Below are 15,245 nucleotides of genomic sequence, written 5' to 3' on the forward strand. Positions count from 1 at the left end.
CGATGGCATGAATCGGGACTAGCACAAGCGTCAAAAATTGCGCATCCTGACACGGTCATAGGTAAGGCACTGGAGCCTCATGGACGCTGTACGACAGATGAACGGCTGTGCTTCTTCCGCACAGCCGTCGAAATGGAAAAGCGATTTCGATGTCCGCGACATGGAAAAACGCACCCGCCTGATGCGCGTCGTCACCCGCCGCATCGCCCTCTCGGAACTTGGCAACCGGGAAATCGCCCGCCGCGCAGGCATCCCTCCTCAACGCATCAGCGATCTTCTCGCAGGACGCATCGAGCAGTTCTCCGTCGACGAGCTGCAGGCGCTGCGCGAGACCGTGGAAGAGGACGTCACAACGCCGCCCCTCTAAGCGACAAGGGCTACCGCCCGCCCTGCAACCACTCGAGCGGCAACTCGTGCTGGCCACGTTCGTCGGTCACGAACAGCGTATCCTCGCTGAGCATCACCGCCCATTTGACGCTGCGCGGCAGGTTCTCTGCGAGTGCAGCCAGGGGCGCCTGGGGTAACGCCGCAATATTCAGATTGCCCAGCGTGTCCACGCTGGGCAATACACGCGTTTCCCAACCTCGCCGATTGCCATACGCCAGCAGCGAAACCCGCTCGGCGCGGCGTGAACACCAGGTCAGCCGCTCGGCATCGGGCTGGCCGACCTCGATCCAGTGCAGGATTCGCTCATCCAGGCTCTTTTCCCATAATGCCGGCTCATCGACATCGGACAGTCCTCGGCCGAAGGCGAGCCCCTCGGCGTACCACAAAGCGTAAGCCAGCAAGCGTACTGCCAGGCGCTCCTCGGTTTCGGACGGGTGACGCGCCACGGTGAAACGCAGCGTGGCGTAGACGTCACGATCCAGATCGGACAGGCTGAGGTCGACCTTGTAAGGCGTGGCGGTCAGGGCCATGAGACACATTCCAGATGAACAGGGGCGCCTAGCATAACCTGCATGGCGCAACACGGCCCACCAGTTCCGTTTCCGGCGAGTTTCGCGAGCACCCTGACGTAGAATGCAGTCATCAGCGGTTTGTGGAGAGAGCTCATGCTGGATCGCGACGTTTGCCGACGTGCACGGCTTGCACGCGATGCCCGCTTCGACGGCCAGTTCTTCACTGCCGTCAGGACAACGGGAATCTATTGTCGTCCGATCTGCCCGGCCACGCCTCCCCAGGAAGGAAACGTCGATTATTATCCTAGTGCCATCGAGGCGGCCAGGGCCGGCTATCGCCCTTGTCTGCGCTGTCGTCCGGACAGCGCCCCCGGCTCACCGGCCTGGAAAGGCACCGACACCACGCTTGAGCGCGCCCTGCGCCTGATCGACGCGGGCGCCCTGCAGGACGCCTCGCTCGACCGGCTCTGCTCGCGCCTGGGCATCGGCGATCGCTATCTCCGCGCCCTGTTCCAGCGTCGCTTCGGCGTTTCGCCGAAAGCGTATGCGCGCTACCAGCAGTGCCTGTTTGCCAAGCAACTTCTCCACCAGACCCGCCTGCCGGTGACCGACATCGCTTATGCCAGCGGATTTCGCAGCCTACGACGTTTCAACGCCTGTTTCCGCGAGTACATGGGCATGGCCCCCAGTCAGCTACGCCGACAGGCCGGCACCACGACGGGTGGCCTGACGCTTCACCTGGCCTATCGCCCACCCTATGCCTGGCCGGTCATGCAGCGTTTCCTGGCGAGGCGCAGGATCGACGGCCTGGAGTGGATCGGTGACGACCACTATGGGCGTAGCTTCACCTGGCAGCATACCAAGGGATGCTTTACCGCCATTCACGATCCCAGGCGGCATGGGTTCCGGGTCACGCTGGAACTCGACGACCTGAGTGTCATGCAGCCGGTCGTGGCCAATATCCGCCGCATTCTCGATCTGGATGCCGATACGCGGGCGATCGAAACCCACCTGGCAGGAGCCGCCCCCGGCCTGCCGCTAATCGAGGGGCTGCGCCTGCCCGGCACGTGGAGCCTGTTCGAAGCCGGCGTGAGAGCGATCCTCGGCCAGCAGGTATCAATCGATGCCGCCAAGCGCCATGTCCAGATGCTGGTCGAGACGCTAGGCCCCGGATTCGCCGATAGCGCTGGTGAGCAACGGCGTCACTTCCCGGGGCCCGAGTCCATTGCCGAAAACGAGCTGGCCTTTCTGCGCATGCCCGGGGCCCGTCGCGAGACACTGCGTCGCTTCGCCGCCTGGTATCGTGACGCCCCGAAAGTCGATGATCCGGCCCACTGGTTGGCGCTCAAGGGCATCGGCCCATGGACGGTGGACTATGCACGCTTGCGTGGCACCAGCCATCCCGATATCTGGCTGGCCGGCGACCTGGGCGTGAAACAGGCTCTAGGCGCCTTAGAGAGCGAATCGCGAATTGACCCGCAAGCTGCCGCTCCCTGGCGCAGCTACCTGACACTGCAACTGTGGAATCGCTGACATGTACGTGGATTATCTGACCCCACCCTGCGACAGCCCCATCGGTCTGCTGGAAATACGTACCAATGACCAGGGCGTCACGCATATCCTGTTCGTCGAATCACCTTCCCGGCCGGCTCGCCCCCACCCGCTAATCGAACGCTGCCAGGCGCAGCTCAGCGAATATTTTCAGGGACAGCGCCTCGAATTCGACCTGCCCCTCGCCCCGATAGGCACCGATTTCCAGCAACGGGTGTGGACGCGTCTGCGCGAAGTACCCTACGGCGAGACCTGTAGCTACGCGGCGATTTCCGCCGGTATCGGCAGTCCGAAAAGCCATCGTGCCGTGGGGGCCGCCAACGGTCGCAATCCGCTGGCGATCATCGTGCCCTGCCACCGGGTGATCGGCAGCAATGGCCGACTCACCGGCTATGCGGGGGGCCTGGCACGCAAGGAGTGGCTTCTCGCCCATGAGCAGGCAAACCGGGGTTTCGCCCTTCAATAATGCTGAATGACGCCGTATGACTTGGCCGCGCCGGCCGGCTTGGCTAGGGTGGACATGACGTACACTGACTAACGCTATTACGGAGACCACCCATGAAACGCCTTCTCGCAGGGTTGATGCTCATCGCCGCCACGCCGGTGTTCGCCGATGGCAAGGCGACCATTGCCTCGAACGACAGCCAGCAGGACATGCAGATGGAGATTCAGTGGGCCGGGGACAAGATGCGCATGGACTTTCCCGGCCAGCAGCAGCACGGTTACATGCTGATGCGCGACGGCAAGGGCTACATGGTGACCCAGCAGGGCGGACAGCCGCTCATCATGGACATGTCCATGCTCAGGGAGATGAGCGACTCGATGGACGATAACACCGGGGCCATGGCCGGCCAGGCGGAAACCGTCGAAACCTTGGAGGTCACCGGCGAGACGGAGACCGTCGCCGGCATCGAAGGGAAAGTCTATCGTCTCGAGTGGACCGATCGTGGCGGTCAGACCCACGAAGACACGCTGGTACTCAGCGACGACCCGCTGGCCCACGAGATGCTGACTGCCTTCCAGAACTACGTGCAAGCCGTCATGGGGCGCGCCGACCCGATCGGCCAGGCGGTTCTCGAACGCGACTTGGGCATGTTGCGCTTCGGCGAACGCTTCAAAGTCGCTGAAATCGCCAAGGCCTCGCCCGCCGAAAGCGCCTTCGAACTACCGGAAAACGCCATGACCATGGATCAAATGATCCGTGAGCAGATGGGGGAAGGCGCCCAGTAACAAGACGGTTTACTGCACCTGCAGCTCTCAGACCGGCAGGTGCAGAATCGCCCCGCGCAAGCCGCGGGTATCTGCCCACAGCTTGCCCACGGTGATCGGCAGCGTAAAACGCCGCCGCCCACCACCGCCCGGATTGAACAATAGCCGTCTATCCTGCCATTCATTGCGCGGCTTGTGGGAATGGCCATGCAGTACGGCATCGCAGGGTGTGCCGGTGTCAAAATCGTCCAGATTGTGGACCAGATGCAATCGCCAGCCATTGACGACGAGATCCTGCGTCATCGGCAGGCGCCCGGCCCAGTCCGGCGTGTCGATATTGCCGCGCACGGTGTACAGCGGCGCCATCCCGGCCAAACGTTTCAGGATATCTTCGTCACGCTCACGGCTGCCCACATCGCCCAGATGCAGCAGCAGCTCGCAGCCGTCGAGCATGGTCAGCGCTTCGTCGCGCAGCGTACCGTGGGTATCGGCGATCACGCCGATTGGCGAGGCGATCTCGTGCACCGGCACTGCCATTTCTTCCTACTCCGGCAGGTCCGTTACCGCGCCCAACGACGCCGAACTCACCGTTCGCGCATACTTGGCAAGTACACCACGCCGGTATCTTGGCTCGGGCTGACGCCAGGCGGCACGGCGGCGAGCCAGTTCGTCGTCGCTGACATTGACCTCGATGACATCGGCCTCGGCATCGATGGTGATCTCGTCGCCATCTTCCACCAGCGCGATCGGCCCGCCTTCGAAGGCTTCAGGCGTCACGTGGCCAACCACGAAACCGTGGCTGCCGCCCGAGAAGCGCCCGTCGGTGATCAACGCCACGTCGTTGCCCAGGCCGCGCCCCATGATCGCCGAGGTCGGCGTCAGCATTTCGCGCATGCCCGGCCCGCCCCTGGGCCCTTCGTAGCGGATTACCAGCACGTCGCCGGCCACCACGGTGCCGTCGTTGATACGGGCCTGGGCCTCCTCCTCTGAGCCGAACACCCGGGCGCGGCCCGTGAAACGTGTGCCTTCCTTGCCGGTGATCTTGGCCACTGCGCCGGTGGGTGCCAGATTGCCATAGAGGATACGCAGGTGACTCTGCGCCTTGATTGGCTTGTCCAGCGGCATGATGATCTGCTGGTCATCCGGGTAGGGTTTCACGTCGGCCAGGTTCTCGGCCAGGGTCCGGCCGGTCACCGTCAGGCAGTCACCGTGCAGCAGCCCGGCATCGAGCAGCGTCTTCATTAGCGGCTGGATGCCGCCGATGGCCACCAGCTCGCTCATCATGTAATGGCCGCTGGGGCGCAGGTCGGCAACTACCGGTACGCGTTTACCGATCCGCGTGAAGTCTTCCAGCGACAACTCGACGCCGATGGTGCTGGCCATGCCGATCAGGTGCAGTATGGCGTTGGTCGAGCCGCCGAGGGCGATGACCACGGTGATGGCGTTCTCGAACGCCTCGCGAGTCATGATGTCGCTGGGCTTGATGTCCTTCTCGAGCAGCTCAAGGACCGCTTCGCCGGCCGCATGGCAGTCGTCGCGCTTGGTCTGCGAGACGGCGTTCTGCGCCGAACTGTTGGGCAGGCTCATGCCCAGCGCCTCGATGGCCGAGGCCATGGTGTTGGCGGTATACATGCCGCCGCAGGATCCCGGGCCGGGAATCGCTGTTTCCTCGATCTGCTTGACGGCGATACGGTCGATATCGCCGCGCGAATGCGCGCCCATGGCCTCGAAGACCGAGACGATATCGGTATGATTCTCGCCGGGCAGGATGGTGCCGCCATAGACAAAGATGCTGGGCCGGTCGAGACGCGCCAGCCCCATCATGCACCCCGGCATGTTCTTGTCACAGCCGCCGATGGCTACCAGGCCATCGAAGCCTTCGCAGCCGGCCACCGTCTCGATGGAATCACAGATCACCTCGCGCGAGACCAGCGAGTACTTCATGCCCTCGGTGCCGTTGGCAATACCGTCGGAGATGGTAATGGTATTGAAGATCACGCCCTTGCCGCCGGCTGCATCAGCGCCCAGACGCGCCTGCTCGGCCAGGGTATCGATGTGGCTGTTGCACGGCGTAACCTGGCTCCAGGTCGAGGCGATACCGACCTGGGGTTTGGCGAAGTCCTCGTCACTGAAGCCCACCGCGCGCAGCATGGCGCGACTGGCGGCCTTGCCCGGCCCATCGACGACCGGGCTGGAATAACGACGACGTGGATCCTGGGAATTCTCCTCGCTCATGGTCTCTCTCCGCGGCATGCATGGTCAGAACAGAGTCTGGCCATCGCCCGCCGCGGTTGCAAACCCGATCAGCCGTACTGGTGGGCAAGCCTTGGCCGGATGAGCGCGACTACCACGCCCACGACACTCGATGCCACCAGCGCGCCGACGAAGGGCGCCAGGGTCGGCGTACCTCCGGGAAAACTCGCCGCGAGCAGGCCGGCCTGAAGGCTACCCTGGGCGACCCAGCCCGGCAGCACGGCACCGACCAGTCCAGCAAGCCCACCGCTGACCGCAGCGGCGGTACTCATGCGCGACCACAAGCCCAGCAGCACCGGCACCACCGCGGTGGCACACAGCAGATCGGCGATCAGGAACAGGCGCAACACCGACACGCCCTGCAGCGCGATGATCACTACCGGCACCATCAGTGCCACCGACAGCCAGCGCGCCCCATTCAAGGACAGTTCCCGGCGAGACAGACCATCGCCAACAGCCAGCGAGGCAATCCCGTTCTGTAGCGTATCCACGCTGGAAGCGACCAGTGTCACCGCCAGCACCAGCGCCAGCAGCTTGAGCCAGCTGGGCGCCTCGCTGAGCAGCGCAAAGAACGGCATCGGTGGTTCGCCCAGGCCGACACCGCTCATCGCCGCGAGAATGCCCAGCCCGCCGACCACGGCCACGACGATCACGGTCGTCACTCCGCCCAGTACCGCGCCCTGCCCCAGGGCAGCCCCGTTCCTGGCCGCCCAGACGCGCTGCCAGTAGCCCTGATGGAACAGGTTGGCGGCGGTCACCGCGATGACCAGCGTCAGCGCCACGCCCAGCGCACTCCCGGTCGGCACACCGGGAAGTGCGGCATCGGCGGGCATGGCCGGCAGGCGCTGCAACGCGACGACGCCCACCACGGCCAGCAGGCCGATCAGCAGCAGTGCCTGCCAGCGGTCGGTGACCAGGCTTGCCCGTAGCCCGCCCCAGGCGGTGTAGATCAGCGTGATGATGGCGACCGCCACCACGACCACCCCGCCCGGCACGCCTGACAGCAAGGCCGTGATCCCGCCGATGGCGGTCAGCTCGGCAGCCAGGAAGCAGGCCATGTAGAGTACCGAGATCAGCGATACATAGCGGCGCACGCCATTGCCGAAGCGCGAGGCGGCAAATTCGCCGATGCTGCGCCCTTCGGGCAGGTGACGGCGGATCGCCGGCCCGCATAGGGCCAGTACGATGAACGGCAGCGCAGACCCCAGCGCATACCCGCCCAGGGCAATGGGACCGACAAAGGCGCCCACCTCAGGCGGCGCGAAGAGGATCCATGCCCCCATGCCCGAGGCCAGAAACGACAGGCCCAGCGTCGAGGCGCCCTGCGAATTTCGTGCGGTGACGTAATCGTCGAGGTTGGTGCCTGCGCGACTCGCGCGCAGGCCGAGAATGGCAAACAGCAGCAAGGCGGCGCCCAGCGCCGCCAGGGTGGCGTAAAGCATGTCGCTCTTCCTCCGCCGGCATTAACCGGATCAGGTTCCAGGGTCAGTCCTTTGCGAAAGGACAATCTCAGCCCTGCCGGACGGCAGGACACCCCTGGCGACAGTGAATGAATTGTGAGCCTGACTGCATATCAGGTTGCAGGTAATGATCGGTCGCGGGATGCCGAGTGTAAAGCACCCAGACTGACAAGACACGACAGCCCGGCGTTAGAGGCGAGTCAAGGGAAAGGCGAGTTTACCGGACGACCGGACCACTCCCGGCTGGTTTTCAGCGCGGGAAAACAGCGCATGGATGAATCGACTGAGGGGTGAATCGGCGCCGAAGACTGCCACCAAATGAAGATCTGCCTCGGCCAGGTGTCCGGCCAGGCGTCGGCGCACCTCCCGTTCGCCGAGCAGGGCCACCAGGGTCGCCTTGCCACGATCCTGATCGATATCCTTGCCGTTTACCGCCAGGCCATCGGTCAGATCGTCATAGAGCTGGTAGGCCTGGCCGAGCGCCAGGGCGAAGTACTGCAAGTGCGATGCCACGGTCGCGGAGGCACTGGCGGCGAGCCCCGCCAATGCCAGGGTCGCCTGGAACAGTGCGCCGGTCTTGAGGGTGTTGGTCGTGGTTACATCATCCACATCAAGCAAGTGCTCGGCGGCATGCAAATCCTGATATTGTCCTCTGACCAACCCTTGTTCGCCGACTGCCCGGGAGAGTTGCGTCACCATCTCGGCACGTATGTCAGGAGCAATGCCAGGCGCTGCCGACACTAGCCCGAACGCCCGGCTCAGCAGCGCTACCATCGACAGCATGGCGACATCCTCACCGTACTGGCGGTGTGTCGTGGGTCGTCCCCGCCGCAGGCTGGCATCGTCCATGCAGGGCAGGTCATCGAGAATCAGCGACGCGCTGTGAATCATCTCCACGGCACAACCCAGATCAAGCAAGGCCGGCGACTCGTGGCCCAGCCCCCGGGCAGCGAGAACCAGCAGGCTGGGACGCACCCGCTTGCCCCCTGCCAGCAGGCAATCGCGCATGGCCAGGCTCACGGCGTCGCCACCCACCTTGGGCAGCAACTCGTCCAGGCGCGCATCGACCTGCCGGCGCAATTCGGCAAACTCGCTTGCGGCCATGTTACCGGCATCGGGTCGATGTGATATTGAACCCATCTGGTGACACTCCCGTTAGGCACCCAGGCGCGACATTGTTATCTTGAAGAAGTGGCCCGTTGGGTACCGATTGACGAGCCTCGTAATTGCATTACCATGCCTTGTACAAGTTACGTATAAGTTAGGCATTCCTCGCGACAATAGCAATCGACAACACTCGGGCCCAGGAGATGCACATGGCCGATGGCGATCTGGTAAACCGCAAGAACGATCATCTGGATATCGTGCTGGATGACCGGCGAGCGCTCTCTCCTGGACAGACAGGTTTTTCACGTTACCAGTTCCTTCACTGCGCCCTGCCCCAACTGCATCTGGATGACATCGACCTTAGCACCCCATTGCTGGGCAAGACACTGCAGGCCCCTTTTTTGATCAGTTCGATGACCGGCGGCGCTGCACGGGCCAAGGCCATCAATCACCACCTGGCCGAGGCCGCCGAGGCCCTGGGCATCGCGCTGGCCATCGGCTCACAGCGCGTGGCCCTGCAATCCGGCAGCGATCACGGCCTGACCCGTGACCTGCGTCAGCTCGCTCCGAGCATCCCCTTGCTGGGCAATATCGGAGCCGCTCAACTGGTCGAGCGCGACGGGATCGACTGGGCACGCCGGGCCGTCGAGATGATCGGCGCCGACGCTCTCATCGTCCATCTCAACCCCCTGCAGGAGGCCGTTCAGGCCGGGGGCGACCGCGACTGGCGCGGCATCCTGGAGGCCATCGAATACCTGGTCACGGTGCTGGACGTCCCGGTCGTCATCAAGGAGGTCGGTGCCGGCATTTCCGCTTCGGTCGCCCGCTCGCTGGTCGACGCCGGTGTAGCGGTCATCGACGTGGCCGGCGCCGGCGGCACCAGTTGGGCCGCGGTCGAGGCCGAGCGGTCGCCGGACGAGGCGTCACGCAAGGTCGCCATGGCATTCGCGGGATGGGGCATACCCACGGCACTGGCCCTGCAATCGGTACGCCATGCTCTGCCCGACACGCCATTGATCGCCTCGGGCGGCATACGCGATGGGGTGGATGCCGCCAAGGCGATCCGCCTGGGTGCCGATGCCGTCGGTCAGGCGGCAGCCGTGCTGCAAAGCGCCACGCAATCCACCCAGGCGGTGATCGACCATTTCGAGATGGTGATTCACCAGCTACGTATCGCCTGCTTCTGCACCGGCAGCGCCGATCTGGCAGCGTTGCGCCGCGCCGAGCTGGTCGACCTGCAAGATCCGGCACTGGGCAGCCTGCATGGCTAAGGAACCCAAGCCGATCCATGTCGGGATCGTCGCGCCACCCTTTCCCAGCCACTACCGCGCCCTGCAGGCGCTAGCCGCCGAGTTGATCGAACGCGGCCATCGCGTGACGGTCATCGACCGCGCGGATGCCGCGCGCTGGCTCGACGCCCCACGCATCGGTTTTCACACGCTCGGGCATGCTAGCCATCCTCCCGGCTCGCTGAATCGACTGCTGCGCCTGGCCGCCAGTCCCGGTAGCCCGTGGGGATTGCTTCGCCTGATTCGCGAACTGGCCGCCAACACCGACATGCTTTGCCGTGAACTCCCCGAAGCGCTAGGGACACTGGGCATCGACCTGCTGCTGTGCGACCAGATGGAAGCCGCTGGCGGCCTGGTCGCAGAGGCCGCTGGCCTGCCCTACGTCTCGGTAGCCTGTGCCTTGCCAGTCAATCGCGAACCCGGCATTCCCTTGCCGGTGATGCCAATGGCCTTCGGTCAAGGGTCGCGCTACATCAAGATGTATGCCAGTAGCGAGCGGGTCTACGATGTCCTGATGTCCCCCCTGCGCCGAGCCATCGCCGTCAATGCCGAGACCTTCGGCCTGCCGCCCCGCGACGGGCTGCATGAGTGCCTGTCGCCATACGCCCAGATCAGTCAAACGGTGCCCGGCTTCGAATTGCCACGACGTGCCTTGCCTGCCCATTTTCATCATGTCGGACCGCTGCGTCCGCCTGCCATGAACCAGGACGCATTGGACTTGCCGGCCGCTGAAGGTCGCCCGCTGGTGTTCGCCTCGCTGGGCACGCTACAAGGCCATCGCTACCGGCTGTTCCAGCGTATTGCCCGCGCCTGCCGTCACCTCGATGTACAACTGCTGCTGGCCCATTGTGGTGGCCTGAGCGCCTATCAGGCCCACACCCTGAAGCGCGAGGGAGCGACCTGGATCACCGATTTCGCCCCACAGCGCGCGGCGCTTGAACGTGCCGATGCGGTGATCACCCATGGCGGGCTCAATACGGTGATGGACGCCCTGTCGACCCGCACGCCGATGCTCGTGCTGCCCATCGCCTTCGACCAGCCCGGCGTGGCGGCGCGTATCGAGCATGCCGGGGTTGGCCTGCGCACCTCGCCGACGTTCGCCGGTACACGCTCGCTGGCGGGGAAGCTTCACGAACTCCTGCATTACGGACGCTTCACAGCACCGCTGGAACGCTTGGGCGCACAAGTCGATGCCGCCGGTGGCGTCCCGGCTGCGGCCGACATCGTCGAGAACACGTTTGCCGGCGCTGTGCCGGCCGGAAGGATGGACTGCGCATGACCACGCCCGATTTCGATCTGATCTTGGTGGGCGGCGGCCTGGCCAATGGCCTGATCGCGCTGCGCCTCAAGCAGGCGCGTCCTGCGCTGCGTCTGCTGATGCTGGAACGCGATGCGCGCCCCGGCGGCAATCACACCTGGTCATTCCATGATGGTGACCTCGACGATGCCCAGCATGCCTGGCTGGCACCGTTGATCGGCTGCCGCTGGCCGAGCCATCGGGTAATCTTTCCCCAACGCACGCGCCAGCTGCGCGGTGGTTATGCCAGCATCTTCTCGGCGGATTTCGCCCGGGCGCTGGAAGACGCACTCGGCAACGACCTATGGGCCGATACTCGTGTCGAGTCGGTGCAGCCCACCCGGGTGACCCTGAGCGATGGACGCACCCTGCAAGCTGGTGCTGTGATCGATGGACGCGGTGTCGACCCCAACCCGCACGTGGCGCTGGGCTACCAGGCCTTTCTCGGCCAGGAAGTCCGCCTGGCGCGCCCGCATGGCCTGACGCAGCCCATCCTGATGGACGCCAGCGTTGCCCAGAGCGACGGCTACCGCTTCGTCTACGTGCTGCCGTTCAGTGCCGACACGCTGCTCATCGAGGATACCCACTATGTCGACGGCCCCCAGGCCGATGAAGCCACGTTGCGCGCGCATGTCGAAGCCTATGCTCGGGCCAGCGGCTGGCAGATCCAAGAGGTGCTTCGCGAGGAACGCGGCGTGCTGCCGATCACCCTGGCTGGCGACATCGATGCTTTCTGGCGCGGCGCCGACGGTCAACCACGCAGCGGCCTACGCGCCGGGCTGTTCCATCCCACCACCGGCTACTCGCTGCCCCACGCCGCACGCCTCGCCGAGCAGATTGCCAGGCTTGACGACCTGAGCGCGCCGGCGCTGTTCACCGCCATCCGCGACACGGCCGAGCGGGAATGGCGCCGTCAGGGATACTTCCGCCTGCTCAACCGCATGCTGTTCCTGGCCGGACGGGCCGACCAGCGCTGGCGCGTCATGCAGCGTTTCTACGGCCTGCCGGAGCCGCTCATCGAGCGCTTTTATGCTGGCCGGCTCACGGCAGCCGACAAGCTGCGCATCGTCGTCGGCAAACCGCCAGTACCCATAGGCGAGGCTGCGCGGGCCGTGCAACTCACCCATCCCCGGCATATCGCCTCGCACCAGCGTTCCCATCAGCTCAGGAGCCGTCCATGACCCAACCCAAGCGTGCCGTAGTGATCGGTGCCGGTTTCGGCGGCCTGGCCCTGGCCATCCGCTTGCAGGCCGGTGGCTACCAGACCACCCTGCTAGAGAAGCGCGACAAGCCCGGCGGGCGAGCCTATGTCTATGAGGACAACGGTTTCGTCTTTGACGCGGGCCCCACGGTAATCACCGATCCGTCCGCGCTGGAAGAGCTTTTCACGCTGGCCGGAAAGCGCCTTGAGGATTATGTCGAGCTACTGCCGGTCACGCCGTTCTATCGCCTGTGCTGGGAAGACACGCCCGCCTTCGATTACGTCAACGACCAGGCCGAACTCGAACGCCAGATCGCCGAGCGCAATCCTGAAGATGTGGAAGGCTACCGGCAGTTCCTCGACTATTCCCGCGCCGTGTTCGAGGAGGGCTATCGCAAGCTCGGCGCCGTGCCGTTCCTGTCGTTTCGCGACATGGCGCGCGCCGGGCCGCAACTCGCCAGGTTGCAGGCCTGGAAAAGCGTCTACGCCATGGTGTCGCGTTTCGTCAAGGATGAGCACCTGCGCCAGGCGTTTTCCTTCCACTCACTGCTGGTGGGCGGCAACCCCTTCGCCACGTCGTCGATCTACACCCTCATCCACGCCCTGGAGCGCGAATGGGGCGTGTGGTTTCCGCGCGGCGGCACCGGCGCGCTGGTGCGCGGCATGGTCCGGCTGTTCGAGGATCTCGGCGGCCAGCTCGAACTCAACGCCCCGGTGAGTCGCATCGAGGTCAGCAATGACCGTGTCAGCGGCGTCAGCGTCGAGGACGGCCGCCATTTTCCAGCCGACGCCCTGGCCTCGAATGCCGATGTCATGCACACCTATGGCCAGTTGCTCGGCACGCACCCACGCGGTATCAGCCAGGCCCGCACGCTGGGCCGCAAGCGCTTCAGCATGTCGCTGTTCGTGATCTACTTCGGCCTCGACACGCCACCGCCCGACGGCCTGGAACACCACACGGTGTGCTTCGGCCCGCGCTACCGCGAGCTGATCGAGGACATCTTCAACGGCGAGACGCTGGCCGACGACTTCTCGCTCTATCTGCATGCGCCGTGCGTCACCGACCCCTCGCTGGCCCCGCCCGGCTGCAGCGCGCACTACGTGCTCGCACCTGTGCCGCATCTGGGCAAGGCCCCCATCGACTGGAGTGTCGAAGGGCCGCGCTACCGCGACCGCATCCTCGAGTATCTCGAACAGCACTACATTCCCGGCCTGCGCGAGCATCTGGTGACCTGCCGCCACTTCACGCCCGAGGATTTCCGCGACGAACTCAACGCCCACCTGGGCTCGGCGTTTTCGCTGGAGCCCATCCTCACCCAGAGCGCCTGGTTCCGCCCGCATAACCGCGACGCGCGGATCGACAATCTTTACCTGGTGGGTGCCGGCACCCATCCCGGCGCCGGCGTGCCGGGCGTGATCGGCTCGGCCAAGGCCACGGCTGGCCTGATGCTGGAGCGCCTCGACGCATGAGCGAACCAACCGACGTCAATGACCTGGCACGCCATGCCACCCAGACCATCCAGACCGGTTCGAAGAGCTTCGCCACCGCTTCGCAATTATTCGATCCCGCCACGCGGCGCAGCGCCGTGATGCTCTACGCCTGGTGCCGCCACTGCGACGATGTGATCGACGGTCAGGAATTGGGATTCGGCCAGGCCGAGGGCGAGCGTGCCGACGCGTCCTGCCTGGCCGAGCTACGCGCAACGACCCGGCGTGCCTATGCTGGCGAGACGATGGAAAGCCCGCCGTTCGCCGCTTTCCAGCAGGTTGCCCTGACCCACCGCATCCCCGAGCGCTACCCCATGGATCACCTCGACGGCTACGCCATGGATGTGCAGCATCACCGTTACGAGACGCTCGAGGATACGCTGACCTATTGCTACCGCGTCGCTGGCGTGGTCGGCGTGATGATGGCCATGGTCATGGGCGTGCGCGACGCGCCGACCCTCGACCGCGCCTGCGACCTGGGGCTGGCTTTTCAATTGACCAATATCGCCCGCGACATTGTCGAGGATGCAAGCATCGGCCGTTGCTATCTGCCCGCAGAATGGCTGCACGAAATGGACATCCCGGCAGACGAGGTTGCCGACCCGAGCCATCGCGATGCCTTGGCCGGCCTGGCCGCCCGCCTGGTCGACCTGGCGGAGCCCTACTATCAATCGGCCAAGGGTGGGCTGAATGCGCTACCGCCACGCTCGGCCTGGGCCATCGCCACGGCGCACGGAGTCTATCGGGAAATCGGCATCAAGGTGAAGGCACAAGGCGCCCGAGCGTGGGATACGCGGGTTTCGACCAGTCGAGCCGACAAGCTACGCCTGCTGGCCCAGGGCTCGGCGATGGCGTTGCGCTCACGGGTCGGCACGCCCGAGCCGAGACCGCCCGGGCTGTGGACACGACCGCACTGAACTCCTGGCGTCTGGGCCCCTAGCGATCGTCCTGACGCTTCAACGCTCCACCATGCAGGTCGCGCAATTGACGTTTCAGGGTGCTCACCGGCGGCGCAATCAAGAAACCGAACGACACGCAGCCGTCCTTGCCATGCACGGCATGGTGCATGCGATGGGCCTGGTAGAGGCGCTTGAGATAGCCGCGGCGAGGCACATAGCGAAACGGCCAGCGCTGATGCACCAGGCCGTCGTGGGCGAGAAAATACAGAAAACCGTAAGCAGTCATGCCGGCGCCGATCCATTGAAGCGGATACCATCCCGCCGTACCCAACGCGATCAGGGCAATCGCAATACCGGCGAAGACCACGGCATACAAGTCATTCTTCTCGAACCAGCCGCTACGCTCGGGCGAGTCGTGTGGCTCATGATGCGAGCGATGCCACGCCCAGCCCCAGCCATGCATGATGTACTTGTGAGCGAACCAGGCGAACGCCTCCATGCCGGCCACCGTCAGCATGACGATCAAGATATTCAGGACATAGCTCATCGATCTCGCTCCCGGCCTTGGCAGGACACTGTACCGCTACTGTAC

General features: G+C 64.8%; 15 protein-coding genes and 1 riboswitch. Of the genes, 9 read left to right on the forward strand and 6 right to left on the reverse strand.

What is annotated here, in order from left to right; all coding sequences use genetic code 11:
• Positions 1 to 79 precede the first annotated feature (79 nt).
• Positions 80 to 367, forward strand: coding sequence for an XRE family transcriptional regulator (locus BM194_RS01965; protein ID WP_092843100.1), 288 nt, complete (start codon positions 80 to 82; stop codon positions 365 to 367).
• Between the two features lie 10 nt (positions 368 to 377).
• Here the strand turns inward: BM194_RS01965 and BM194_RS01970 are convergent, their stop codons facing one another.
• Positions 378 to 917, reverse strand: coding sequence for a YaeQ family protein (locus BM194_RS01970; RefSeq protein WP_092843102.1), 540 nt, complete (start codon positions 915 to 917; stop codon positions 378 to 380).
• 135 nt (positions 918 to 1,052) lie between these two features.
• On the opposite strand from BM194_RS01970, the gene BM194_RS01975 reads away from it, so the two are divergent.
• The 3 genes from BM194_RS01975 to BM194_RS01985 all read left to right on the forward strand — a co-directional run bounded on the left by BM194_RS01975 (position 1,053) and on the right by BM194_RS01985 (position 3,680).
• On the forward strand, positions 1,053 to 2,432 hold the full coding sequence (locus tag BM194_RS01975; protein ID WP_092843104.1) for a DNA-3-methyladenine glycosylase 2 family protein: 1,380 nt from the start codon (positions 1,053 to 1,055) through the stop codon (positions 2,430 to 2,432).
• Position 2,433: 1 nt separating this feature from the next.
• A complete protein-coding gene (locus tag BM194_RS01980) occupies positions 2,434 to 2,916 on the forward strand; it encodes a methylated-DNA--[protein]-cysteine S-methyltransferase (protein ID WP_092843107.1) in 483 nt (160 codons plus the stop codon).
• A 92-nt stretch (positions 2,917 to 3,008) separates the two neighbouring features.
• Complete coding sequence (locus BM194_RS01985; RefSeq protein WP_092843109.1) at positions 3,009 to 3,680, forward strand: hypothetical protein; 672 nt, start codon at positions 3,009 to 3,011, stop codon at positions 3,678 to 3,680.
• Between the two features lie 27 nt (positions 3,681 to 3,707).
• On the opposite strand, the gene BM194_RS01990 is transcribed toward BM194_RS01985, so the two are convergent.
• From BM194_RS01990 to BM194_RS02005, 4 genes are all read right to left on the reverse strand, one after another.
• Entirely contained in the window at positions 3,708 to 4,196 is a 489-nt protein-coding gene (locus BM194_RS01990; RefSeq protein WP_092843111.1) for a metallophosphoesterase family protein, read from the reverse strand.
• Positions 4,197 to 4,202: 6 nt separating this feature from the next.
• On the reverse strand, positions 4,203 to 5,894 hold the full coding sequence (ilvD, locus tag BM194_RS01995; RefSeq protein ID WP_092843113.1) for a dihydroxy-acid dehydratase: 1,692 nt from the start codon (positions 5,892 to 5,894) through the stop codon (positions 4,203 to 4,205).
• A gap of 68 nt (positions 5,895 to 5,962) precedes the next feature.
• Positions 5,963 to 7,354, reverse strand: a complete 1,392-nt coding sequence (locus BM194_RS02000; RefSeq protein WP_092843115.1) for a sodium:solute symporter family transporter — start codon at positions 7,352 to 7,354, stop codon at positions 5,963 to 5,965.
• A riboswitch (TPP riboswitch) is annotated at positions 7,344 to 7,460 on the reverse strand. Its footprint overlaps the gene before it by 11 nt.
• 101 nt (positions 7,461 to 7,561) lie before the next feature.
• Entirely contained in the window at positions 7,562 to 8,512 is a 951-nt protein-coding gene (locus BM194_RS02005) for a polyprenyl synthetase family protein (protein ID WP_092843117.1), read from the reverse strand.
• 176 nt (positions 8,513 to 8,688) lie between these two features.
• Here BM194_RS02005 and fni point away from each other — a divergent pair, with 176 nt between their 5' ends.
• From fni to crtB, 5 genes are read left to right on the forward strand one after another with little or no spacing between them, the layout of a single operon-like run.
• Complete coding sequence (gene fni, locus BM194_RS02010) at positions 8,689 to 9,750, forward strand: type 2 isopentenyl-diphosphate Delta-isomerase (RefSeq protein ID WP_092843119.1); 1,062 nt, start codon at positions 8,689 to 8,691, stop codon at positions 9,748 to 9,750.
• Positions 9,743 to 11,047: a glycosyltransferase gene (locus BM194_RS02015; protein WP_092843121.1), complete on the forward strand. Its 1,305-nt coding sequence runs from the start codon at positions 9,743 to 9,745 to the stop codon at positions 11,045 to 11,047. The genes fni and BM194_RS02015 overlap by 8 nt, the downstream gene beginning before the upstream one ends.
• Positions 11,044 to 12,246: a lycopene beta-cyclase CrtY gene (gene crtY / locus BM194_RS02020; RefSeq protein ID WP_092843123.1), complete on the forward strand. Its 1,203-nt coding sequence runs from the start codon at positions 11,044 to 11,046 to the stop codon at positions 12,244 to 12,246. Before BM194_RS02015 ends, crtY begins: the two co-directional genes overlap by 4 nt.
• Positions 12,243 to 13,736 carry a phytoene desaturase gene (locus BM194_RS02025; protein WP_092843125.1) on the forward strand — a complete coding sequence of 498 codons (1,494 nt, stop codon included), beginning with the start codon at positions 12,243 to 12,245 and terminating at the stop codon, positions 13,734 to 13,736. Before crtY ends, BM194_RS02025 begins: the two co-directional genes overlap by 4 nt.
• Positions 13,733 to 14,671 carry a 15-cis-phytoene synthase CrtB gene (gene crtB, locus BM194_RS02030; protein WP_092843127.1) on the forward strand — a complete coding sequence of 313 codons (939 nt, stop codon included), beginning with the start codon at positions 13,733 to 13,735 and terminating at the stop codon, positions 14,669 to 14,671. The genes BM194_RS02025 and crtB overlap by 4 nt, the downstream gene beginning before the upstream one ends.
• Before the next feature lie 19 nt (positions 14,672 to 14,690).
• Here the strand turns inward: crtB and BM194_RS02035 are convergent, their stop codons facing one another.
• Positions 14,691 to 15,200: a sterol desaturase family protein gene (locus BM194_RS02035; RefSeq protein ID WP_092843129.1), complete on the reverse strand. Its 510-nt coding sequence runs from the start codon at positions 15,198 to 15,200 to the stop codon at positions 14,691 to 14,693.
• Positions 15,201 to 15,245 lie beyond the last annotated feature (45 nt).

It is taken from the genome of Modicisalibacter xianhensis, assembly GCF_900113605.1.
Lineage (GTDB): Bacteria > Pseudomonadota > Gammaproteobacteria > Pseudomonadales > Halomonadaceae > Modicisalibacter > Modicisalibacter xianhensis.